23 protein-coding genes are annotated in these 23,205 nt (G+C 56.0%); 10 read left to right on the top strand and 13 right to left on the bottom strand.

From position 1 onward, the window contains the following. The first annotated feature begins 10 nt into the window (after positions 1-10). Positions 11-811, top strand: coding sequence for a nitrite transporter NirC (gene nirC / locus F8R23_RS19320; protein ID WP_129939092.1), 801 nt, complete (start codon positions 11-13; stop codon positions 809-811). Positions 812-860: 49 nt separating this feature from the next. Further along, positions 861-2,264, top strand: coding sequence for a siroheme synthase CysG (gene cysG, locus F8R23_RS19325; RefSeq protein WP_151415906.1), 1,404 nt, complete (start codon positions 861-863; stop codon positions 2,262-2,264). A 49-nt stretch (positions 2,265-2,313) separates the two neighbouring features. Here cysG and trpS read toward each other — a convergent pair whose 3' ends face one another. From trpS to pilM, 12 genes are all read right to left on the bottom strand, one after another. Beyond that, positions 2,314-3,318, bottom strand: coding sequence for a tryptophan--tRNA ligase (trpS, locus tag F8R23_RS19330; RefSeq protein WP_129939094.1), 1,005 nt, complete (start codon positions 3,316-3,318; stop codon positions 2,314-2,316). A 2-nt stretch (positions 3,319-3,320) separates the two neighbouring features. Continuing rightward, positions 3,321-4,019, bottom strand: a complete 699-nt coding sequence (locus F8R23_RS19335) for a phosphoglycolate phosphatase (RefSeq protein WP_129936956.1) — start codon at positions 4,017-4,019, stop codon at positions 3,321-3,323. Further along, positions 4,012-4,689 (bottom strand): ribulose-phosphate 3-epimerase, encoded by a 678-nt coding sequence (rpe, locus tag F8R23_RS19340; protein WP_085119807.1) that lies wholly within the window; start codon positions 4,687-4,689, stop codon positions 4,012-4,014. Before rpe ends, F8R23_RS19335 begins: the two co-directional genes overlap by 8 nt. A gap of 55 nt (positions 4,690-4,744) precedes the next feature. Next, positions 4,745-5,557 (bottom strand): adenine-specific DNA-methyltransferase, encoded by an 813-nt coding sequence (gene dam, locus F8R23_RS19345; RefSeq protein ID WP_129936958.1) that lies wholly within the window; start codon positions 5,555-5,557, stop codon positions 4,745-4,747. Positions 5,558-5,812: 255 nt separating this feature from the next. Continuing rightward, positions 5,813-6,835 carry an SPOR domain-containing protein gene (locus tag F8R23_RS19350; protein WP_151415907.1) on the bottom strand — a complete coding sequence of 341 codons (1,023 nt, stop codon included), beginning with the start codon at positions 6,833-6,835 and terminating at the stop codon, positions 5,813-5,815. Positions 6,836-6,993: 158 nt separating this feature from the next. Continuing rightward, a complete protein-coding gene (gene aroB / locus F8R23_RS19355; RefSeq protein WP_099063514.1) occupies positions 6,994-8,091 on the bottom strand; it encodes a 3-dehydroquinate synthase in 1,098 nt (365 codons plus the stop codon). A 93-nt stretch (positions 8,092-8,184) separates the two neighbouring features. Further along, the gene (aroK, locus tag F8R23_RS19360) at positions 8,185-8,706 is read right to left on the bottom strand and encodes a shikimate kinase AroK (RefSeq protein WP_004391482.1); all 522 of its coding nucleotides are present in this window, start codon (positions 8,704-8,706) and stop codon (positions 8,185-8,187) included. Between the two features lie 350 nt (positions 8,707-9,056). Further along, complete coding sequence (gene hofQ / locus F8R23_RS19365) at positions 9,057-10,298, bottom strand: DNA uptake porin HofQ (RefSeq protein ID WP_129936959.1); 1,242 nt, start codon at positions 10,296-10,298, stop codon at positions 9,057-9,059. Then, positions 10,295-10,657 carry a DNA utilization family protein gene (locus F8R23_RS19370; RefSeq protein ID WP_112349118.1) on the bottom strand — a complete coding sequence of 121 codons (363 nt, stop codon included), beginning with the start codon at positions 10,655-10,657 and terminating at the stop codon, positions 10,295-10,297. Before F8R23_RS19370 ends, hofQ begins: the two co-directional genes overlap by 4 nt. Then, positions 10,650-11,168 carry a hypothetical protein gene (locus tag F8R23_RS19375; RefSeq protein WP_129936960.1) on the bottom strand — a complete coding sequence of 173 codons (519 nt, stop codon included), beginning with the start codon at positions 11,166-11,168 and terminating at the stop codon, positions 10,650-10,652. The genes F8R23_RS19370 and F8R23_RS19375 overlap by 8 nt, the downstream gene beginning before the upstream one ends. After that, positions 11,161-11,697: a PilN domain-containing protein gene (locus F8R23_RS19380; protein ID WP_129939095.1), complete on the bottom strand. Its 537-nt coding sequence runs from the start codon at positions 11,695-11,697 to the stop codon at positions 11,161-11,163. Before F8R23_RS19380 ends, F8R23_RS19375 begins: the two co-directional genes overlap by 8 nt. Then, positions 11,697-12,539: a type IV pilus biogenesis protein PilM gene (gene pilM, locus F8R23_RS19385; RefSeq protein WP_129936962.1), complete on the bottom strand. Its 843-nt coding sequence runs from the start codon at positions 12,537-12,539 to the stop codon at positions 11,697-11,699. Before pilM ends, F8R23_RS19380 begins: the two co-directional genes overlap by 1 nt. A 122-nt stretch (positions 12,540-12,661) precedes the next feature. Between pilM and mrcA the strand changes: the two genes are divergently transcribed. Next, a complete protein-coding gene (gene mrcA / locus F8R23_RS19390; protein WP_129936963.1) occupies positions 12,662-15,220 on the top strand; it encodes a peptidoglycan glycosyltransferase/peptidoglycan DD-transpeptidase MrcA in 2,559 nt (852 codons plus the stop codon). A gap of 50 nt (positions 15,221-15,270) precedes the next feature. On the opposite strand, the gene nudE is transcribed toward mrcA, so the two are convergent. Continuing rightward, entirely contained in the window at positions 15,271-15,825 is a 555-nt protein-coding gene (gene nudE, locus F8R23_RS19395) for an ADP compounds hydrolase NudE (RefSeq protein WP_085119817.1), read from the bottom strand. Between the two features lie 465 nt (positions 15,826-16,290). Here nudE and F8R23_RS19400 point away from each other — a divergent pair, with 465 nt between their 5' ends. The 7 genes from F8R23_RS19400 (at position 16,291) to F8R23_RS19430 (ending at position 23,202) form a co-directional block, all read left to right on the top strand. Beyond that, positions 16,291-18,423 carry an intracellular growth attenuator family protein gene (locus F8R23_RS19400; protein ID WP_129939097.1) on the top strand — a complete coding sequence of 711 codons (2,133 nt, stop codon included), beginning with the start codon at positions 16,291-16,293 and terminating at the stop codon, positions 18,421-18,423. 96 nt (positions 18,424-18,519) lie between these two features. Continuing rightward, on the top strand, positions 18,520-19,197 hold the full coding sequence (yrfG, locus tag F8R23_RS19405; RefSeq protein ID WP_099063506.1) for a GMP/IMP nucleotidase: 678 nt from the start codon (positions 18,520-18,522) through the stop codon (positions 19,195-19,197). Then, entirely contained in the window at positions 19,197-19,616 is a 420-nt protein-coding gene (gene hslR, locus F8R23_RS19410; protein WP_129939098.1) for a ribosome-associated heat shock protein Hsp15, read from the top strand. The genes yrfG and hslR overlap by 1 nt, the downstream gene beginning before the upstream one ends. Positions 19,617-19,641: 25 nt before the next feature. After that, the gene (gene hslO, locus F8R23_RS19415) at positions 19,642-20,520 is read left to right on the top strand and encodes an Hsp33 family molecular chaperone HslO (RefSeq protein ID WP_085119821.1); all 879 of its coding nucleotides are present in this window, start codon (positions 19,642-19,644) and stop codon (positions 20,518-20,520) included. A gap of 196 nt (positions 20,521-20,716) precedes the next feature. Continuing rightward, positions 20,717-22,336, top strand: coding sequence for a phosphoenolpyruvate carboxykinase (ATP) (pckA, locus tag F8R23_RS19420; RefSeq protein WP_112349125.1), 1,620 nt, complete (start codon positions 20,717-20,719; stop codon positions 22,334-22,336). A gap of 126 nt (positions 22,337-22,462) precedes the next feature. Continuing rightward, the gene (locus F8R23_RS19425; protein WP_112349126.1) at positions 22,463-22,726 is read left to right on the top strand and encodes a FitA-like ribbon-helix-helix domain-containing protein; all 264 of its coding nucleotides are present in this window, start codon (positions 22,463-22,465) and stop codon (positions 22,724-22,726) included. Beyond that, positions 22,723-23,202, top strand: coding sequence for a type II toxin-antitoxin system VapC family toxin (locus F8R23_RS19430; protein ID WP_129936966.1), 480 nt, complete (start codon positions 22,723-22,725; stop codon positions 23,200-23,202). Before F8R23_RS19425 ends, F8R23_RS19430 begins: the two co-directional genes overlap by 4 nt. Positions 23,203-23,205: the final 3 nt, after the last annotated feature.

The raw sequence follows: 23,205 nt of genomic DNA on the forward strand, positions 1-23,205 counted from the left end.
GGGAAGCAGCATGTTCACCGATACCATCAACAAATGTGCCACCAACGCGGCGCGCATCGTCAGGCTGGCGAAGCACAGCCCGCTGGGCTTTTGGATCAGCTCGGCGATGGCCGGGGCCTACGTCGGCCTCGGCATCATTTTGATCTTCACCCTCGGCAATCTGGTCGATCCGTCCCTCCGTCCGCTGGTGATGGGGGCCACCTTCGGCATCGCGCTGACGTTGGTGATCATTGCCGGTTCGGAGCTGTTCACCGGCCATACCATGTTCCTGACGCTGGGCGTCAAAGCCGGTACCATCACGCAGGGCCAGATGTGGACCGTCTTGCCGCAAACCTGGCTGGGCAACCTGTTGGGCTCGGTGCTGGTCGCACTGATGTACTATTACGGTGGCGGTAGCCTGCTGTCGGTGGACACCAGCCTGGTGCATACCGCCGCGCTGGCAAAAACCACCGCCCCGGCAGAAGTGCTGTTCTTCAAGGGTGTGCTGTGTAACTGGCTGGTCTGCCTGGCGATTTGGATGGCCATCCGCGTTGAGGGTGCCGCCAAATTCATCGCCATCTGGTGGTGCCTGCTGGCCTTTATCGCGTCCGGCTATGAACACTCGGTCGCCAATATGACGCTGTTCGCTCTGTCCTGGTTCGGTCATCACAGCGAGGCCTATACCCTGAGCGGGATCGGCCATAATCTGCTGTGGGTAACGTTGGGGAATATCCTGTCCGGTGCCGTGCTGATGGGCCTGGGTTACTGGTACGCCACACCACGTGCCGAACGGCCACAGGCTGAGAAAGCTGCTGCGCGTCAGACTGCATAATATTCAGGGGCGCCTTGCGCCCCACTGCTGATTGCCCCGAGGAGTGCCGATGGATTACCTGCCGATTTTCTGCCAACTGCAACACAAAGCCTGCCTGCTGGTCGGTGGCGGTGAGATTGCCGAGCGCAAAGCTCGCCTGCTGCTGGATGCCGGTGCGATGTTGACCGTCAATGCCTGTGCCTTCAACCCGCAGTTCCACGAGTGGGCGGCTCAGGGCCGGGTCACACTGACGGAAGGTGAATTCAGTGCAGAGTTACTGACGGAAAAGTGGCTGGTGATCGCCGCTACCGATCGCCTCGAGGTCAATGCGCTGGTGTATCAGTGCGCCAACCAACAGCGGGTGTTCTGCAACGTGGTCGATGATCCAAAGCGCGCCAGCTTTATCATGCCGTCGATTATCGATCGCTCGCCAATTATGGTCGCGGTGTCCTCCGGTGGGAAAGCCCCAGTGCTGGCACGACTGATGCGTGAAAAGCTGGAGGCCGTGCTGCCCCAACATCTTGGCAAGTTGGCACAGTTGGGCGGTTCACTGCGTCAGCGGGTGAAAAAGCACTTCAGCGACATAGGCTCACGCCGCCGTTTTTGGGAAAAGCTGTTTGCCCATGATCGGCTGGCTCAGTCGCTGGCCAATAATGACGTAGCGCTGGCGGAGCAGCAAATTGAGCAACTGTTTAGCCATCAACCGCAAGAGTGCGGCGAAGTGGTGCTGGTGGGGGCCGGGCCGGGCGATGCCGGTTTGCTGACGCTGAAAGGCCTGCAGCAGATCCAGCAGGCTGACGTGGTGGTTTACGACCGGCTGGTATCCGATGAAGTCATGACGCTGGTGCGCCGCGACGCCGAACGCATTTTTGTCGGCAAACGCGCGGGCCATCACTGCGTACCCCAGGAGGAAATCAATCAAATCCTGTTGCAACAAGCCCAGTTGGGTAAACGCGTGGTGCGCCTGAAAGGCGGCGATCCCTTTATCTTCGGCCGCGGCGGTGAAGAACTGGAAACGTTGGCCGCGGCCAATATTCCGTTCTCGGTGGTGCCGGGCATTACCGCCGCCTCCGGTTGTTCGGCCTACAGCGGCATTCCCCTCACCCATCGCGACCACGCCCAGAGCGTGCGGCTGGTGACCGGCCACGCCAAGAGTGACGGCGGACTGGACTGGTCAACGCTGGCAGCCGGGCAGCAGACGCTGGTGTTTTACATGGGTCTGACACAGGCGGCAGAGATCCAGCACCAACTGCTCGCGCACGGCATGCCAGCCGCTACGCCGGTGGCGTTGGTAGAAAACGGCACTTCTTGCCGCCAACGAGTGATCGAAGGGGAATTAAGCCAACTGGGGACGCTGGCCTTACAGGCTGCCAGCCCAAGTTTAATCATCGTCGGTAGCGTAGTCAGCCTGCGCAGCAAGCTGAACTGGTTCTCAAGCCAGGAGCCACCGGAACCACTGGCGCAAATGGCCTGATACAGACGTAAAAAAAGCGGCCGGTGGCCGCTTTTTTATGAGTCAAACGTTACTGCGGTGAGACAAAGCCAACCGCCTGGTAAACCTTCGCCAGCGTTTCCTGAGCGCGCGCACGGGCCTTGGCAGCGCCATCACGCATCACCTGCTGCAGCAGGGCTTCGTCATTACGGAAACGATGATAGCGCTCCTGCAGTTCACCCAGCATGCCGGATACCGCGTCAGCGACGGCACCTTTCAGGTGGCCGTACATCTGCCCTTCAAACTCGGCTTCCAACTGAGCAATGCTCTTGCCGGTCACGCCGGAGAGAATATCCAACAGGTTGGATACCCCCGCCTTGTTCACCACGTCATAACGCACCACTGGCGGCTCTTCCGAGTCGGTCATCGCGCGTTTGATCTTTTTAGCCACCGCTTTCGGATCTTCCAGCAGGCCGATCACGTTATTGCGGTTATCGTCCGACTTGGACATCTTCTTGGTCGGCTCTTGCAGCGACATCACGCGGGCGCCGGACTTGGGAATAAACGGCTCAGGCACTTTAAACACGTCACCGTACAGCGCGTTGAAACGCTGACCGATGTCACGGCTCAACTCCAGATGCTGTTTCTGGTCTTCGCCGACCGGCACCTGGTTGGTCTGGTACAGCAGGATATCCGCCGCCATCAATACCGGGTAGCTGAACAGACCGGCGTTAATGTTTTCCGCGTAACGGGTGGACTTGTCCTTGAACTGGGTCATGCGGCTCAGTTCGCCGAAATAGGTGTAGCAGTTCAACACCCAGCTCAGCTGCGTGTGTTCCGGTACGTGCGACTGCACGAAGATGGTGCTTTTTTGCGGATCGATACCACAGGCCAGATACAGCGCCAGCGTATCGAGCGTGGCTTTACGCAATTTTTCTGCATCCTGACGTACGGTGATCGCATGCAGGTCAACGATGCAGTAGATGCAGTCGTAATCATCCTGCATTTTTTCCCACTGACGCAGTGCACCCATGTAGTTGCCAATGGTCAGTTCACCGGACGGTTGCGCGCCGCTAAATACGATGGGCTTACTCATGTTTAAATTTCCTGATTCTCTAAAGATGACAGCCCAAGAGCGGGCAACAAATCGGCAAAGCGCTCCAACACGCGGTCGGGATGGCTCAGGGCAATGGCCTCGCCGTAGTTATAACCGTAAGTCAGCGCGGCGCTTGGGCAACCTGCCCCCTGTGCCGCCTGAATATCATTGCGGGAGTCGCCGACAAACAGCAACTCGTTGGCGCGCAGGCCAAGCTTGCCGAGGACCAGATACAGGGGCGCCGGGTGCGGTTTCTTTTCCACCACGTCGTCACCGCCGATAATCAGCGAGAAGTAATCAATAATGCCCAATGCGGCCAGCAACGGCGCAACAAACGGCGTTGGCTTGTTGGTCACCAGCGCCATCGGGTAATTTTGCGCAGCCAGTTGAGCCAGGGTTTCTTTCACCTGTGGGAACAGGCGACTGCCGCTGTCGACGGTTTGCGCATAGAAATGATCGAAGCGCTCGCGAAGCTGTTGGCAATGTTCCGGCGTGGCTTCCACTTCGGCCCAGCGCAGCGCACGCTGCACCAGCACGTCGGCACCATTACCAATCCAGGTGCCCACCCGGGCCTCACCGGCCTGCGGCAGGTCCATTTCTGCCAGCGCCAGATCGATCGCGGCGGCCAGCCCCGGCGCGCTGTCGACCAGCGTGCCATCGAGATCAAAGGCCAGAGCACGGATCGCGCTGAAATCAGCCATGCGTCACCTTCGCCAACTCACTGCGCATTTCGTCAATCACCCGACGATAATCTGGCTTGCTGAAGATGGCTGAACCGGCGACAAACATGTCTGCGCCCGCGGCAGCAATCTCGGCGATATTGTCGACCTTAACGCCACCATCCACTTCCAGGCGGATATCACGACCGCTTTCGTCGATCAGTTTGCGCACCTGACGCAGCTTATCCAGAGTACCGTGGATAAACGACTGCCCGCCAAAGCCAGGGTTAACCGACATCAGCAGGATCACGTCGACTTTATCCATCACGTAATCAAGGTAGCTGAGCGGCGTTGCCGGATTGAACACCAGGCCGGCTTTACAGCCGTGCTCTTTAATCAATTGAATGGTGCGATCGACGTGTTCGGAGGCTTCCGGATGGAAAGATATGTAACTGGCGCCCGCTGCAGCGAAGTCCGGCACAATGCGGTCGACCGGTTTCACCATCAGGTGAACGTCAATCGGTGCGGTGATGCCGTAATTACGCAGTGCCTGACAAACCATCGGCCCGATGGTCAGATTAGGAACGTAGTGGTTATCCATTACGTCAAAGTGCACTACGTCGCCGCCTGCGGCCAGCACGTTGGCAGTATCTTCACCCAGACGGGCAAAGTCTGCTGACAAAATGGACGGGGCAATCAAAAATTTTTTCATCCGCTATCTCCAAACGTAGGGTTCGAATTGTTATACGCCGGGGCGTAACCCCGGTTTAACGATACAGCGCCAAAAGCTCATTCACTTTGCTGCGACCAAGAATATTACGGCTGATGGTGCGGCGCGCCTTCACTACGTACAGCGACGCGTGCTGGTACCAGTCGCGCGTCAGCTCGGTATCATGGTTGGAAATCAATACCGGCACCTGGTTTTCTACCGAAAGCTGATGCGCCATCAGCGCCAGGCTCTGCTGGTCGGCCATGCTAAAGCTGTTGGTGTGGTAGGCGGTAAAATTCGCCGTCGCCGATAGAGGCGCATACGGCGGATCGCAATACACCACGGTACCGCGCTCAGCTTTTGCCATGGTATCGCGGTAATGCTCACAGACAAAAGTGGCGTTGCGGGATTTTTCAGCGAACCAGTACAGCTCGTCCTCCGGGAAGTACGGTTTCTTGTAACGTCCAAACGGGACGTTGAACTCTCCACGCAGGTTATATCGGCACAGGCCGTTATAACAGTGGCGGTTCAGATAAAGAAACAGCAGCGCGCGACGATAGGCATCGGCACTAGTATTAAACTCTTCGCGCAGCAGGTAAAACTGTTCTGACTTATTGAATTCATCGGTGAAAAGCAGGCGGGCATCACGCACGAAGTCATCCGTACGCAGTTTAACGATGTTATACAGGTTAATAAGATCGCTGTTGATGTCGGCGAGAATATAGGCGTCGTATTCCGTGTTCAGGAAGACTGAACCCGCACCCACGAAGGGCTCGATTAAGCAGTCGCCTGCTGGTAGGTGACGACGGATCTCGTCCACCAGCGGGTATTTTCCACCAGCCCATTTTAAAAAAGCGCGGTTTTTCTTCATGCCGTCAATTAGCTACTTATTATACAATTCAGAGCGGCGGATTGTACTCTGTTTCAGACAGCACATCAGCGCACAAATTTAAGTGATTGATACCCTTCATCCTTCAAGCCGCAACACCCCTGGCCGCGCACAGTTATTCGGCCTGTCCGCAGGCCACTCCAGTCATCGGTCACGGGCGGCTCTGTTCGCCCTGAGTAACAGGGGCGCAGCACGTGCGCCCCTACAATGCCTGAATGCAGCTTGAAATATATCGGGTTACTTTTTCAGATCCTGCTGTACCTGGCGTACAGGTCGAACCCATGGTTTTTTCGCCTGAACATCCGCCGGCAGCGTCGCAATTGCGCGCTTGGCTTCTGCTGAGGAAGCATAGTTGCCACTCACCAGCACGTACCAAGGTTTACCGTCACGTTTAGTCGAATACACCAGATAATGCTGTAATTTCTGCTGCTTGGCGTAGGCGTTCAGCGTATCGGAACGCGAAGCACTGCTCAGTTGCAGAGTGTAATGGCTTGCCGGTGCAGACTGCAGCGAACCGCCGCTGCCGCTAACGGCTTCAGCCTTGGTACTTGCTGCTCCCGCTTTAGCGGAAGAGGCAGGTGCCGGGGTATACACCGTGGTTGGCGATTTATGCTGTGTGCCCGTGGCCGCCGGTTTGCTGGCGGTTTTTGCCGGTGTTTTATGTTGCTGTGGCGCAGTGCCCTGAACCGGACGTACGGCTTCTTTCGCCGCTGCGCCATTCATCAGGGTAGCCGGTGCCGTTGGCAGCGTTGAAGCTGGACCACTCATGCCCTGCGTTGCCGCATCAACCTGACCCTGTTGCGCCGACAGTGCATCCGACATATTGCCCGGCAGATCGACACGCTGCTGTGCGCCGCCCTGTGCTGGCTGCGATTGCGCTTCCGTCGGGGTGCTGGAGATCGGTGGAACGCTGACGGTTTGCGGCTGCGAGCTGCTGCTCACACCGTTATTGTCATTGGTATCCGTGGTTCCGCCCGGAACACCGGTATTACCGGCAGTCAGCGACGAAGAGCCGGACAGATTAATGTCCTTGGCTGCGCCATTCTGCGCGCTTTCCTGTGCTGCTTCATGCTTGGTTGGCGCCTTCAACGCCGAGCCAATGCCGATAATCAACAGCAACAACACCAGAATACCGATACCAATCATTAAATGCTGACGCGAAACGGCAAAACGCGGTCCCGGAGCCGGTTTACGCGAACGTGCAGGACGACGATCGCTGCTATCAGGTCTGAGATCGTCTTCCGGTTTAAACTCATCCATCTGAAACCCTCCAACTAGAGGCAAAAGCCCACCACTGTAGACCTACCGTGGCACGAGCAGATTAACCCGATGATGGCAAAGCGACGCCAGTCAGGCTTTGCACATTATTAATATAGATGTAAACGGCGGCTAAGCCACTGTTACTTCGTCCGATTTACTTAGGCATTCCGTTCGGGAAGGCAAGCTGCGATCGAAGCAAGCACCATATCATGCCCCACTCCGCCACGGACCTCCGCCTGGCCAATGGCCGTCGGCAGTACCAGGCGCAATTCACCGGCCAGTACTTTCTTATCGCGCATCATATGCGGCAGATAAGATCCCGGGGCCATTTCCTGCGGGCCACACACCGGTAAACCGGCGCGCAACAACAGTGCTTTAATGCGTTCAATATCTTCACTTGAGAACTGACCGAGACGGTGCGCAGTTTCTGCCGCCATTACCATACCGGCAGCAACGGCTTCACCATGCAGCCATACACCATAGCCCATTTCGGCTTCGATCGCATGGCCGTAAGTATGGCCCAGATTCAGCAGCGCGCGCAGACCGCTTTCACGTTCATCAGCGGCAACCACCTCGGCCTTCAGCTCGCAGCAGCGGCGGATACAGTAGGCCAGGGCCTGCATATCCAACGCCACCAAGGCATCGATATTGTTTTCCAGCCAGACGAAGAAATCGCGATCGAGAATAATCCCGTACTTGATCACCTCAGCCAAACCAGAGGAGAGTTCACGCGCAGGCAAGGTTTTCAGGCAATCCAGATCAACCACCACCGAAGCGGGTTGATAGAAAGCGCCGATCATGTTTTTACCGAGCGGATGATTGACGGCGGTTTTACCGCCAACGGAAGAGTCCACCTGCGACAGCAGCGTGGTAGGGACCTGAATAAAGCGGACACCGCGCTGATAACAAGCGGCGGCAAAGCCGGTAAGATCGCCTACCACGCCGCCCCCGAGGGCAATCAGCGTGGTATCACGACCGTGCGGCTTTTCCAACAGTGCCGAGAACACCTGCTCAAGCACGGCAAGGGATTTATACTGTTCGCCATCAGGTAAAATCACCTGATCCACCATGACGCCGGCCTGCTCCAGCACCTTCCGGACGTTGTCCAGATAGAGTGGTGCCAGGGTTTGGTTGGTGACCAGCATGACCTGTTCACCCGCCTTCAGCGGCATAAAAGAAGCCGGATCGTTAAACAATCCGGCGGCTATGGTTATCGGGTAGCTGCGCTCCCCAAGCGTTACGGTAATTCTCTCCATGTCGCGCTCAGTTCTCAATGTGGTTTATCCCCGCTACTGCGGGGAACACAATCAGTCTTTCCGCATTTGCCGTGGCGAACACGGAAACCGCAATCAGTTACTTTCCAGCATGTTGATAATCTGGTTGGCAACCACTTTAGCGCTTTGATCGTCGGTGCGGATGGTGACATCTGCAATTTCTTCGTACAACGGATTGCGCTCTTTCGCCAGCGCTTCAAGCACTTCACGCGGAGGAGAATCAACCTGCAGCAGCGGACGTTTTTTGTCGCGCTGGGTACGGGCCAATTGCTTCTCGATAGTGGTTTCCAGGTACACCACTACGCCACGCGCCGACAGACGGTTACGCGTTTCACGCGATTTAACCGAACCACCGCCGGTAGCCAGCACGATGCCTTGCTTTTCCGTCAGTTCATTAATGACTTTTTCTTCACGATCGCGGAAACCTTCTTCACCTTCCACGTCGAATACCCAGCCCACGTCAGCTCCGGTACGTCGCTCAATTTCTTGATCGGAGTCGAAAAACTCCATATTGAGTTGCTGAGCTAACTGACGGCCAATAGTGCTTTTGCCGGCACCCATAGGCCCAACCAGAAAGATATTGCGTTTCTCTGCCATGTTTTTCGGTATTACTAAGACAATTCGTTAATGTTAACCCGCCCCGCCAATCAAATCAGCGGCGGGACCTAAACTGAAACCTCATGAACGATAGTGCGAGATCAGACGGAAAATTATCTCAACACTCTTGGTAGTTTGGCAACCGAATAAATCGCAATCCACGCCGCAGGAGGGAAACCATACGTTTTTAACGGCGTCTTGGCGCTAACAAAAAAACCTCGGTGCTCAATTCGGTAACCCTTGTAAGCTAAATCGGTCGCAGCGTCAAACGCAGATGCCCCGAAGGTGATAAAAAAGTGCATCTGCTCATCAACTTTAGGCGATTTCCCACGAACCGCACACCCGGTTGCTCAGGCCTTAATCAATGTCGGAGTAATGAATATCACCAGCTCGCGTCGTTTATGCTGTTTGCTGCTCTGTTTGAACAAGGATCCCAGCAAGGGTACGTCGCTGATTCCGGGTACCTTGTCTGCGCCCTCGGCGCTATGACGTTGAAATACACCACCTAAAACAACGGTTTCGCCATCTTTGAGCGTCACCTGGGTTTTGATCTCCTGTTTATCTATCGCCAACGTCTCGCCTGCCGCACGGCTGATTGAACGCCCGGGCATGTTCTGGCTGATTTGCAGGGTCAGGGTGATACGGCCATTGGGCAAAACTTTCGGCGTCACCTCCATGCCCAGCACCGCCTCCTTGAATTCCATCGACGTCGCCCCGCTGGAGCCGCTATTTACCTCATAGGGAATTTCGGTCCCCTGTTTAATGCTGGCGGTTTGCAGGTTCGCGGTCAGCAGGCGCGGACTGGCGATGATTTCCACCCGGTTCTCCTGCTCCAGCGCCATCAGTTCCAGATCCAGTAATCGCCCACCGATCCGCGCCAGATGAAAACCCGCGCTAACTGCGCTGCGTTCCAGCGGCAACCCGACGTTAAAGCCGTCCATTTGCCATGACTTTGCCGGCCGCTCATCCGATGCCAGCCCCCAACGCACACCCAGCTCGCGTAAACTCTCGCTGTTGATGGTGACGATATGCGCCGCCAATTGTACCTGCGCCAACGGTGTGTCCATCTCCGCAATCCGCTGGGTTAATAGCGCCACTACCGGTGCAGTGTCGCGGATCAGAACAGCGTTGGTGCGCTTATCCGCGACCACGCTGCCACGCTCACTCAGTAACAGACTGCCCTGAGCATTGAGATTTTCAGCAATCTCTTGCGCATCGGCATGGCTCAGCGGCAAAGTCACGCTGTGCAGCGGTTGTTTTTGCGCCAACGCCAATTTTTGACGCTGCTTTTCCTGCTCATTGGGTTCAGGAGAGACCATCATCACATTCCCCTCCAGCGTCATGGACAGCTTCCCCATGCGCAGGATCACCGTCAACGCCTGGCGCCAGGGCACGTTATCCAACCTCAGCGTCAGGTTGCCGCCCACGCCTGCAGCGGTGACCACATTCAGTTGTTGATAATCCGCCAGTGCCTGCAACACCAAAGCAACTGGCGCATCCTGAAATTCCAGCGAAATAGGGTCCTGGTCCTGCGCTGCACCGGCAATAGCAACACTCCAGAGCAACACACCCAGCCAACGGCATCCTTTCATTTTTCTTCCTTATGGTTTCCCAGGGTCAATACCACGGCATCCTCAGCGACCGGACACGCCGGATCGCCCTGTTTCTCCTTCAGCGTTAATTGCCCCTCGAGGACCTGCTCTACCCGCCAGCGGCCAGCCAATAAGGTTTGTTGAGGTTTTAATCGCAGCCACTGCCCGGCGGTGGTGATAACCCAGGCATGGTGTAGCGCCGCCTGCCCGATGGTGCCTTTCAATTGCCAGTTTACCGGTGACTCCGCCACGCTCGGGCAGTCAGGCAAGGGCAATGGTTTGAAAGGATCGCGCGGCTGCGGCTGGGCCATCAGCGTTAGAGGCAGCAACAGCAACCAGAACCCATAGCTTTTATTCATTGGGGTTCACCGCCGCAGCCTCTGCCAAAGCTGCCTGGAGAGTGAAATTTGCCATCAGCCCTTCCGCCTGCGCTTCAACGGTCATTTGATCAATGCGCAAGTTGGCAGGCAGGCTCTCCAACAGTCTTAATAAACTGCCGTAATTGAGATGCAGCCGCAGGGTTTGCCGCGGTGAGCTATCCTGCTGCCAGCGTTGCAGCCCGGCATTTGCCCGTTGTAAGGCAACCGCCAGGTCCCCCTCGGCGACAGGCTGACGAGCGACCTGCTGCAAGTCTTGATTCACCTGCTCCAGCGTCGGCATACGGGCAAGTTGCTCCCACAAGGGACTCATTTGTTGCGTCAGGCGCTGCTGCTCAGCCTCGGTCTGTGCCAATTGCTGCCATTTCCCTTGCAATAGCAACAAACCGAACAGCAGGATCAGGCCACCCAACACCAGCCACTGGATGGCCAGCAGCTTCCACCCCGGCAACCCCAACCCTCTTGCCAGCCAAAACGGCAATGGTTTATCCACCCTGCCCCCAATGCGCCACCAACGTAAACGAGAACAAACCATCCTGACGCTGCGCGACTTCCGCCAGTCGGTAGCGCTGTAACAGGGGTAACGCCGTCAGCTGTTGCTCAAACTGAAGCACCGCCTCATAGCGCCGGCTAAGGCCCCGTAAGGTGATACTTTGCGCGTGGCTTTCCAGCGCGATCAGCCACAGCGGGTCAGGTAACAGGACGGGGAGTTGTTGTAACAGTTGCAGATAACGTCGGTTATGCTCCCGGTTGTTGTCATGTTGCTGTGCCAGCGCGGTTAAACGCGCCAGACGCGCCATCGTCTGTTGCAACTGTTGATAACGATCGGTCAGTTTTGTCTGCTGATCGATCAGCGCTAACAGTGCCTCATACCGCTGTACCTGTTGTTGACTCAGCAAGCCAAAAACTACCATCAGTACCGCCAGCACCAGCACCAGTTGCAATACGAACATACGTAACCAGAAGGCGCAGCGGCGACGCTGACCTCGTGTGCGCCATGGCAAGAGATTAACCTGATACATCAGCTATCCTCAGGGCGCAGCGCCAGGCCGCCGGCCAAGACAAACGCCGCCGGCAATACGGGTAACGGGGGCCGAAGTTGGCTGAAAGCGCTAAAGGGTGACCACGGCAGGCTTCCCGGCGGCGGCGACTCATCCATCACGCTGCTATAGTAAATTTGATGTTCACTGAGTGAGGGACAGGCAGCATTCATCGCCGCCAGCGCCCGACTTGCCCCTGCAGCTTCCCCTATAGGTATGATGCCATAGGCAAACACCGCTCGATGCGGGGCCACCCATAGCCATTCGTCATCGAGGCGATGCAGCAAACCGGCTTCGGCCGACACGCCTGCCGCCTCTGCCATTACACGCAGCGCGCAAGGGGTAATATCAACCACCTGAGGCTGCAAATTGGCCTCACGCAGGCAGTTTAGCCACTGTTGCAGCTCTTGCTGACGTGCGGCGGTGAGCAGCAGGGTCGCATGTTCGGGCAGTGCCTGGCGGTAGTCCAGCGCCAATGTTTGGCTATCCAGAGGAAACTGTTTCAGCCCCTGGTTGGTGATGTAGTCGCCGCGTACCGGCTCTTTCAGCCTGGCGTCCGGCAGCGGCATCTGATGCTGTAGAACCCGCTGCGCGGGCAGAGCAATGCGTAAGGAAATATGTCTTGGTAACTGAACCCGCCATTGCCGTAATGCCTTAATCAGGGCGTCGGTCTGTTCCAGACAGCCCTCACGCAGCACCGGTTGCGGCAGCGTTTGTTGCCACCAGTGACGCAGTTGCCAGCCATTACGACGGCGTTGTGCTGCCAGGGCACGAACGCAGTGACTTTGTATATCCAGTCCCACCTGCCATGCTTGAGTGAACATATTTCGCCCGACCTCCATATCGTCAGATAACAAAAGAACATATCCATGTTGCAGGCTTGCCTTTATACTACCGCGCGGTTGTTTATAAACTGCCCAAATGACATGAAAATGGGAAATCTCAGGTGAAGTTCGTAAAGTATTTACTAATCCTTGCAGTGTGTTGCATCGTGTTGGGGGCAGCCTCGATCTTTGGCTTGTACAAATATGTCGAGCCACAGCTGCCTGACGTTGCAACGCTGAAAGATGTGCGGCTGCAAATACCGATGCAGGTTTACAGCGCCGACGGCGAATTGATCGCCCAATACGGTGAGAAACGCCGTATTCCGCTAAAACTGAACCAAATTCCGCCGGTTATGGTGCATGCGTTTATCGCCACCGAAGACAGCCGCTTCTATGAGCATCATGGCGTCGATCCTATCGGTATCTTCCGTGCAGCCTCTATCGCGCTGGTCTCAGGCCATGCGTCACAGGGGGCGAGTACCATTACCCAGCAGTTGGCGAGAAACTTCTTCTTAAGCCCGGAACGTACCCTGATGCGAAAAATCAAGGAAGCCTTCCTGGCAATACGCATCGAACAGATGCTGACCAAAGACGAAATCCTCGAACTGTATCTGAACAAAATCTATCTGGGGTATCGTGCCTATGGCGTGGGTGCTGCGGCGCAGGTTTACTTCGGTAAAGACGTCAGTCAGCTCAGCTTAAGCGAAATGGCGACCATTGCCGGCTTGCCGAAAGCCCCGTCAACCTTCAACCCGCTCTACTCCCACGATCGCGCCGTAGCTCGCCGCAACGTGGTGCTGTCGCGCATGCTGGATGAGCATTACATCACCCAGTCGCAGTACGATCAGGCGCGCAGTGAAGAGCTGGTGGCCAATTACCATGCGCCGGAAATCAGCTTCTCCGCACCTTATCTCTCCGAGATGGTGCGTCAGGAGATGATCAAGCGTTACGGCGACAATGCTTATACCGACGGCTACAAGGTCTACACCACCGTCACCAGGAAGCTCCAGTTGGCGGCGCAGGAATCGGTACGTAATAACGTGCTGGCGTATGACATGCGCCACGGCTACCGCGGCCCGTCCAACGTGCTGTGGAAAGTGGGTGAAGCGGCCTGGGACCAAAAGCAGATCGTCGACTCATTGAAGAATCTGCCTAACTACGGTCCATTGTCGCCGGCGGTGATTGTCGCAACCAGCGCCGAAGAAGCCACGGCCATGATGGCAGACGGCAGTCATGTCGCGCTGCCGATGTCCACCATGCGCTGGGCACGGCCTTACAAGTCCGACACGCAGCAGGGCTCAACGCCGAAACGCGTCACCGATGTGGTGCAGGCCGGTCAACAGGTTTGGGTCCGCAAAGTGGGCGAAAACTGGTGGCTGTCACAGGTGCCGGACGTCAACTCGGCCCTGGTGTCGATCAACCCGAATGACGGGGCGGTGAAAGCCCTGGTCGGCGGGTTCGACTTCAACCAGAGCAAGTTCAACCGCGTCACTCAGGCACTGCGTCAGGTCGGTTCCAATATCAAACCCTTCCTGTATACCGCAGCGATGGACAAGGGCCTGACCCTGGCCACCATCCTGAATGACCTGCCGATCACCCGTTGGGATCCAGGTGCCGGTACCGACTGGCGACCGAAGAACTCACCGCCAACCTACGACGGCCCGATTCGCCTGCGTCAGGGGCTGGGACAGTCGAAGAACGTGGTGATGGTGCGTGCGATGCGTGCGATGGGCGTCGATTACGCGGCAGAATACCTGCAGCGTTTCGGCTTCCCGGCACAAAACATCGTACACACCGAATCACTGGCGCTGGGTTCGGCTTCGTTCACCCCAATGCAGCTGGTACGGGGTTACGCGGTGCTGGCCAACGGCGGTTATCTGGTGGATCCGTACTTCATCACAAGGATTGAAGACGATAACGGCAACACGGTGTTCGAAACCAAGCCGAAGATTGTCTGCGACAGCTGTAATCTGCCGGTGATTTATGGTGATACCCACCGCTCTGCCGTGCTTTCCGAAGACAATATTGAAAATGTCGCGACGTCGCAGGAAGGCAAGAATGGCAACGTGCCAATGCCGCAGCTGGAGCAGGTGACCCCGGCTCAGGTTCAGCAGGATGGCGATCGACAATATGCGCCACACGTTATCAGCACCCCGCTGGCATTCCTGATGCACGACGCGCTGAACAGCAACATCTACGGTGAACCGGGCTGGATGGGCACCGCCTGGCGTGCAGGTCGTGATCTGAAACGTCGTGATATCGGCGGCAAAACCGGGACCACCAATAGTTCAAAAGACGCCTGGTTCTCCGGCTATGGCCCGGATACCGTGACGTCGGTATGGATTGGCTTCGATGACCATCGGCGTGACCTTGGCCGTGCAACGGTATCCGGTGCGATCCCGGATCAGGTTTCCGGCGGCGAAGGCGGTGCGAAAAGTGCACAACCGGCCTGGGATGACTTTATGAAAACGGCACTGGAAGGCATTCCGGAGCAGAAAGTTACCCCACCACCGGGCATTATCAGCGTCACCATCGACAAGAGCAGCGGTAAGCTTTCCGGCGGTGGCGGCGGTAGCCGTTCCGAGTACTTTATCGAAGGGACTCAGCCAACGGACTACCCATCAAGGGATACCGGTACAACGCTGACCGACCCCGGTGGCGAAAGCCACGAATTGTTCTAACAAAAAGGGCCAGAAAAATTCTGGCCCTTTCTTTTTTGAGTCATCAGTGTCTAACGTGAACCGCGCAAAAATGCCTCGGTGAGGAACAATGCGCTAACGTTACGCGCCTCGCGGAAATCAGGCTCTGCCAGTAACGCCATCATGTCGGCTATCGGCCAACGCACCTGCGGCAAGGGTTCCGGTTCATCCCCCTCCAGGCTCTGCGGGTAAAGATCGTGCGCCAGCACAATATTCATTTTGCTGGAAAAGTACGACGGCGCCATTGTCAGCTTGCTAAGAAAATCAAAGCGACCTGCGCCAAAGCCGACCTCTTCCATCAGTTCACGGTTAGCCGCTTCCAGCACGCCTTCACCCGGGTCAATCAACCCTTTAGGGAAGCCAAGCTCATACGATTCGGTGCCCACGGCATATTCACGGATCAGCAGTAAATCGTCGCCAATCACCGGCACAATCATCACGGCCTCGCGATCTGAGGGCCGCATCCGCTCATACACCCGCCGTACACCGTTACTGAATTCCAGATCGACCGACTCAACGTTAAATAAACGCGAACGCGCGACCGTTTCCACTTTCAGAATTTTAGGTTTTTGCAGGTGTTTATCCATGATTGCCTCAAATGAGTTATCCAGCGGCAGGCCACAGCATCAGGCGTGATGACGCGAATAACCAGAATAATGATTGGCGTGACGCGCAGTTCACATGCGTTCAAACGCTGACCAAATCCGATCTTGATCACATTGTGCGTTAATGAGAACCTTGGCCGCAACGAGCACAAGCAGTAATTTACTTTTTTTTAACAAGCGTAGCCAGTACCCGCCGCTTTTCTGTTCTCATCCAGCAAAAAGAACGCATTAAAATAAGATAATGCCGATATCGACAGTGCAACCTGGTTGCTATCATCACGCAGGTAAGACAGGACAGTAGGACGGATATTTTTATCAATAAGTGAGATCCCGACGGAGAATCTGCTTTCCCGTCACGGATCAGGGTGTCTCTTGGTGATTGGACTGCGTATAATACTCCACGATTCATCAGGTTGGTGAGGTTCACGGGTACAGGATGGGGATAGCATGAGCACAATAGTGTTGATATTGGCCTTAGTGCTTGCCTGCCTGATTGCCGCCGGCCTGTATCTTTGGTTCAAAGCCCGCAATCAGCCGCTGCTGACGCGTAAGCTGCCTTTTATCAAACCTACACACCGTAAGCTGACCGGCGAAGAACGCGCCGCCGTTGAGCACTATCTTGGCCAACAAAATAAGCTGAGCAACAAACTGTTGCCCGGCAGCAGCTCATTACCTTCTGCCAAGCTGGCGCTGACCCCGCAAAGCGACAACGTCTACCCGATCACCCACGCGATCACCCGCTACGGGCTGGCCAGCGATGAACCCAACAAATGGCGCTATTACCTGGACGCCGAAGAGGTCCATCTGCCGCCGTTCTGGGAGCAGTACATCAGCGCCGATAACCATGTGGAAGTGATTAAAACCCAAACGCTGCCGCTGGTGATCTCTCTCAACGGGCATTCGCTGAAAGACCATATTCACGATCGGCCACTGCCGCCAATGGTGAAGGCGAGTTCCAACCAAAACGCCTCTATTCGCAAGGAAGAGAGCGAGCACGTCGAACTGGTGAACATCCGCAAGGAAACGCCGGAAGAACACGCACTCAATCGTCCGAACGGTATCAAGGAAGCCGCCATCATCTCGGCCGCCCTGCTGCTGCTGTTCTTCAGCCTGATCAGCCCGGTGGTGGTGATCCCCTGGATGATTGTCGTCGCCGTGCTGATGATCGCCTGGGGCTGCTGGAACCTGTTCCGCCGCCCGGCCACACGCGAACTGAAAGAAGTGCACTGCCTGCGGGGCACCCCCAAGCGTTGGGGGCTGTTTGGCGAATCCAATCAGGGGCAAATCAGCAACATTTCACTCGGCATCATCGATCTGATTTACCCGCCACACTGGCAGCCTTACGTTACCCAGGATCTGGGTAAAACCACCGACGTGGATATTTACCTTAACCGTCAGGTGCTGCGACAGGGACGCTTCCTTTCGCTGCACGATGAGGTGAGAAACTTCCCACTGCAGCAATGGGGCCGAAATGCGGTGCTGATGGCCAGTTCGCTCCTGGTACTGCTGCTGTTGCTGACCTATATCCCACTGAGTCTGCCGCTCAAGCTGAGCATGGCCTGGCTGCAGGGTGCACAAAAAATAGAAGTCACCAACGTGCAGGCATTGGAAGGCACAACGCTGCGCATCGGGGACACGCTGAAGGCCCAGGGCACAGGCATGTGCTATGTGCCGCCGTTAACCAGTGGCACACGCTCTTCCAGCTTTATGCCATTCGACTGCTCAGGCATTTACTGGAACAACGCGGCCCCCCTGCCGCAGCCGGAATCGGAAGTCATCGACAAGGCCTCTGCCCTGCTGGCGACGGTCAATGACCAGTTGCACCCTGACGGCACCGAACAAAAGCTCAACCCGCAGTTGGCCAGCGCGATCGAAAAATCCGGCATGATCCTGCTGGATGATTTTTCGGATATTGTGCTGAAAACGCAAGATTTGTGTCAGGCAGACAATGATTGTGTCCGGCTGAAGAACGCACTGGTGAACCTGGGTAACGTCAAAAACTGGGGCACTCTGGTGAAACGCGCCAAATCTGGCTCGCTGCAAGGGGTGAATGTGTTATTGCGCCCGGTAAGTGCCGAATCGCTGGAAAGCCTGACCAAGGTGGCTGCATCCTCATTCGTCTACAGTGAAACCCGGCAGGCCGCCGCCGCACTCAACAGCCCACCGCCCGGCGGATTCCTGATCAGTAGCGATGAAGGTAAACAGCTGGTGAATCACCCGCAGCCAACGGTGCCGCTAAACGAATACAACGCGCTTGACCAATGGAATGAGCTGCAACGCCTTGCCAGTATGTTGCTGCATACGCCGTTCGAAGCGCAGGGCGTGATCACCAATATCAGCGTCGATGCCAACGGCACCCGCCATATTTCGCTGCACAGCGAGCCGGATATCATCACCCTGTGGCGTTATCTCGGCACCAGCCTGTTGCTACTGACGGTCGCCGTGGTTTTGGGTTACAACACCTGGCGACTGGTACAGCGTCGTCGCAGCAATCAGCACCGGATTGCCGATATCCAGCGCTACTACGAAAGTTGCTTTAACCCGCAGTTCGCCCCGATGTCATTGCGGCCGATGCCCTGAGTCATTCGCCGGCCTGCGCCCTGTCATTTGCTTATGCTACGCTAACGCTATTATTCTTATCCTGCGGACCGCCGACGGTTCGCCAATGGAGTTTTCATGGTTCCCGAGTTTGACTGGCGTGAGATTGATACCGTGCTGCTGGATATGGACGGTACCCTGCTCGATCTGGAGTTCGACAGCCACTTTTGGCTCAGCCTGGTGCCACAGGCCCTGAGCGAGCAGCGTGCCATTCCCTTCGATAAAGCGCGTGAAATTATTCACCAGGAATATCTGGCAGTACAGCACACCATGAACTGGTACTGCTTCGATTACTGGAGCGAACGGCTGGACATGGATATTTACCGCATGACCAGCGAGGTTGGCAGCCGCGCCCGTCTGCGTGAAGATACCGAGCCGTTTTTACAGGCATTACGTGCGGCGGGTCACCGGACTATTTTGTTGACCAACGCCCATCCACACAGCCTGGCGGTAAAAATTGAGCATACCGGTTTGGATCGGCACCTTGATTTATTACTTTCTACCCACACATTTGGTTATCCGAAAGAAGATCAGCGTTTGTGGCAGGCAGTGCAGCAACATACCGGTTTTGATCCGCAGCGCACGCTGTTTGTCGACGACGGTGAACCTATTCTGGATGCCGCCCGCACCTTCGGCATTCGCTACTGCCTGGGTGTGCAGAACCCTGACTCCAGCATGGCGGAGAAAACCTTCCAGCATTACCCATCGATGCGCGATTACCGCCTGTTGATACCGGCGCTAGCCAGGGGGAATTGATGAAAGTGAAAGGGAAAGGAAAAGCAACGGACGACGAAGCCGTTCGGCTGGACAAGTGGCTTTGGGCGGCACGTTTCTATAAGACCCGCGCACTGGCCCGGGACATGATTGACGGCGGCAAGGTGCACTACAACGGACAGCGCGGCAAGCCGAGCAAAATTGTCGAGCTTAACGTCGAGATCAAACTGCGTCAGGGAAATGAAGAACGCACGGTGATCGTGTTGGCTTTGACCAGCCAACGGCGCGGCGCCGACGAGGCGCAGCAAATGTATCAGGAAACTGAGGCCAGCATCGTCAACCGAGGGAAAGTGGCGCTCGCGCGCAAGATGAATGCGCTGACCATGCCGCATCCGGACCGCCGTCCGGACAAGAAAGAGCGGCGCGACCTGATTAAATTTAAATTTGGTGAGCAGGAATAAACCCTCACCGCAATGAGAGAAAACTATGTCTAACCATGACCAATTACACCGTTACCTGTTTGAAAACTACGCGGTGCGCGGTGAGCTGGTTACCGTCAGCGAAACCTATCAGCAGGTTCTGAACAACCACGACTATCCGGCACCGGTCAAGAAATTGCTGGGTGAACTGCTGGTTGCCACCAGCCTGCTGACCGCAACGTTGAAGTTCGACGGCGACATCACCGTGCAGTTGCAGGGCGACGGTCCGCTGAAGCTGGCGGTGATTAACGGCAACAACCGCCAGGAAATGCGTGGCGTGGCGCGCGTACAGAGCGAAATCGCTGATGACAGCACGCTGCATCAGATGATCGGCAATGGCGTCATGGTGATCACCATCGCCCCCTCTGAAGGCGAGCGCTATCAAGGCGTGGTAGCACTGGAAGGCGAAACGCTGGCCGAGTGCCTCGAGGCTTACTTCCGCCAGTCCGAGCAGTTGCCAACCCGCCTGTTCATCCGTACCGGTGAGTCTGAAGGCCAACCGGCTGCGGGCGGCATGCTGCTGCAGGTCCTGCCGGCGCAGGACGGTAACGCCGATGATTTCGATCATCTGGTGCAACTGACCAACACGGTGAAAAGCGAAGAGCTGTTCGGCCTGCCGGCCAACGAAGTGCTGTATCGCCTGTACCACCAGGAAGAAGTCACCCTGTATGAACCGCAAGACGTGATCTTCCGTTGCACCTGTTCACGCCAGCGTTGCGCTGATGCGCTGATTACCCTGCCGGCGGAAGAAGTGGCCCAGATGCTCGAACAGGATGGCAATATTGATATGCACTGCGATTACTGCGGCAATCACTATGTGTTTGACGCCGTGGATGTTGCCGCCTTGTACACTGGTAACACCGACGAAAGTGAGCAGTTGCACTAAGTAGCACCCCATATCGGCGGGCGCGCCTTGCGCCTGCCTGTTTACTCCGTTTGCACGTTTGCTTTTTTCCGTGTGCTATCTCTCAGTTCGTAACGAAAAACCGACTAAAACGTTAAATATTTGATACCTATCGCGGTTACTCGCTGCTGAATCCCTACAATTGGCGCCAGAAATTCTGTGACCAAGGAGTAGTGACATGCGTGTTAAAGGTATAACCCCTCAGGATCTGGCCGCTTATGGGATTCATAACGTCGGCGAAATCGTTCACAACCCAAGTTATGACTTGCTGTTTAAGGAAGAAACAGACCCATCTCTGGAAGGTTTTGAGCGTGGGGTCGTAACCAAGCTGGGTGCTGTATCCGTCGACACCGGTATTTTTACCGGCCGTTCCCCGAAAGATAAATATATCGTCCGTGACGACATCACCCGCGACACCGTCTGGTGGGCCGATCAGGGTAAAGGCAAAAACGACAACAAACCCCTCAGCCCGGAAATCTGGGCAGACCTGAAACAGCTGGTCACCACGCAACTCTCCGGCAAACGCCTGTTTGTGGTAGATACCTTCTGTGGTGCCAACGCCGACTCCCGCCTGAAAGTCCGCTTTATTACCGAGGTCGCCTGGCAGGCGCACTTTGTTAAAAACATGTTCATTCGCCCGACCGACGAAGAGCTGCTGGATTTCGAACCGGACTTCGTCGTCATGAACGGTGCCAAATGCACCAACCCGAACTGGCAGCAACAGGGCCTGAACTCGGAAAACTTTGTCGCTTTCAACCTGACCGAGCGCATGCAGCTGATTGGCGGCACCTGGTACGGCGGCGAAATGAAAAAGGGTATGTTCTCCATCATGAACTACCTGCTACCGCTGAAAGGCATCGCCTCAATGCACTGCTCGGCCAACGTGGGCGAGAAAGGCGACGTGGCGGTATTCTTCGGCCTGTCCGGCACCGGCAAAACCACCCTGTCCACCGATCCAAAACGCCAGCTGATTGGCGATGACGAGCACGGTTGGGACGACGACGGCGTGTTTAACTTCGAAGGTGGCTGCTACGCCAAAACCATCAAGCTGTCTGAAGAAGCCGAGCCGGATATCTATCATGCGATCAAACGCGACGCGCTGCTGGAAAACGTCACCGTGCTGGCTGACGGCACGATAGATTTCAACGACGGTTCGAAAACCGAGAACACCCGCGTTTCCTACCCGATCTATCACATCCAGAATATCGTGAAGCCGGTATCCAAAGCGGGCCACGCCACCAAGGTGATCTTCCTGACCGCAGACGCCTTCGGCGTACTGCCACCGGTATCTCGCCTGACCGCTAACCAGACCCAGTACCACTTCCTGTCTGGCTTTACCGCCAAACTGGCCGGTACCGAGCGCGGTGTGACCGAGCCAACGCCAACCTTCTCCGCCTGCTTCGGCGCAGCCTTCCTGTCGCTGCACCCAACTCAGTACGCCGAAGTGCTGGTGAAACGCATGCAAGCCGCCGGCGCGCAAGCCTATCTGGTGAATACCGGCTGGAACGGCACCGGCAAACGTATCTCGATCAAGGATACCCGCGGCATTATCGACGCGATCCTCAGCGGTGAAATCGATAAGGCAGAAACCATTACTCTGCCGATCTTCGATTTGGCGATGCCAACCTCACTGCCGGGCGTTAACCCGGATATCCTGGATCCACGTGCTACTTACGCCAGCATTGAGCAATGGCAAGAGAAGGCACAGGATCTGGCCGAGCGTTTTGTCACCAACTTTGACAAATACACCGATACACCGGCAGGTGCCGCGCTGGTCAGCGCCGGTCCAAAACTGTAAAACCTTCTTTTTACAGCTTCAGCCAAGGCGTGGATCCCACGCCTTTTTTTATTTTTATCGGTTGTTATTTAATCAACGCAAAGGGATGATAATGCAGTGCAATCATTGATAGCAAAGGAGGTTTCAATGGCTACCATAACCGTCAGGAATCTGGACGACGAAGTAAAAGAGTTGCTGCGCGTTTCGGCAGCGAAAAATGGCCATTCCATGGAGGAGGAAGCTCGTATGATTTTGAAACAGGCCTTATTGAAAAAACAACCACGCTATGGGTTAGGGACCTGGATGCATCAACATTTTGCCGAGTTGGGTGGCGTTGAACTGGAGATCCCGCCGCGTGATAAAACACCTCCGCGCATTGTCACCTTTGACGACGACGACGACCAGGTATGATTATTCTCGATACCAATGTAGTTTCAGAAACGTTGCGCCTCAATCCGCACTACAACGTCCTCACATGGCTGAATGAAAAAGACAACGATGAGCTTTATCTAAGTGCGATAGTTCTCGCCGAGCTGTTCAGTGGGGTTACCTGTATACCTGAAGGTAAACGGCAGCGCGAATTCAAACATAAGCTGGCGGAGGCGGTGCAGATAAGATTTGATGAGCAAATTCTGCCATTTGATACACTTTGCGCACTGCAATACGCGGAACTTATGGGGAAAAATCAGCGTCAGGGCCGGCTAATGAGCATGGCGGACACCCAAATCGCCGCCACCTGCCTGCATTACGGTGCCGCCCTGGCCACGCGTAATACCAAAGACTTTATCCATTGCGGAATTGAATTAATCGACCCCTGGCAAGCCAGCACCGGTCGGCGTCTGCATGAAGAAGCGGCGGAATATTACGTCATGAGCAGAAAACCCTGACAG

Origin of the sequence: Serratia proteamaculans (assembly GCF_008830365.1) — a bacterium.
GTDB classification, from domain to species: domain Bacteria; phylum Pseudomonadota; class Gammaproteobacteria; order Enterobacterales; family Enterobacteriaceae; genus Serratia; species Serratia proteamaculans.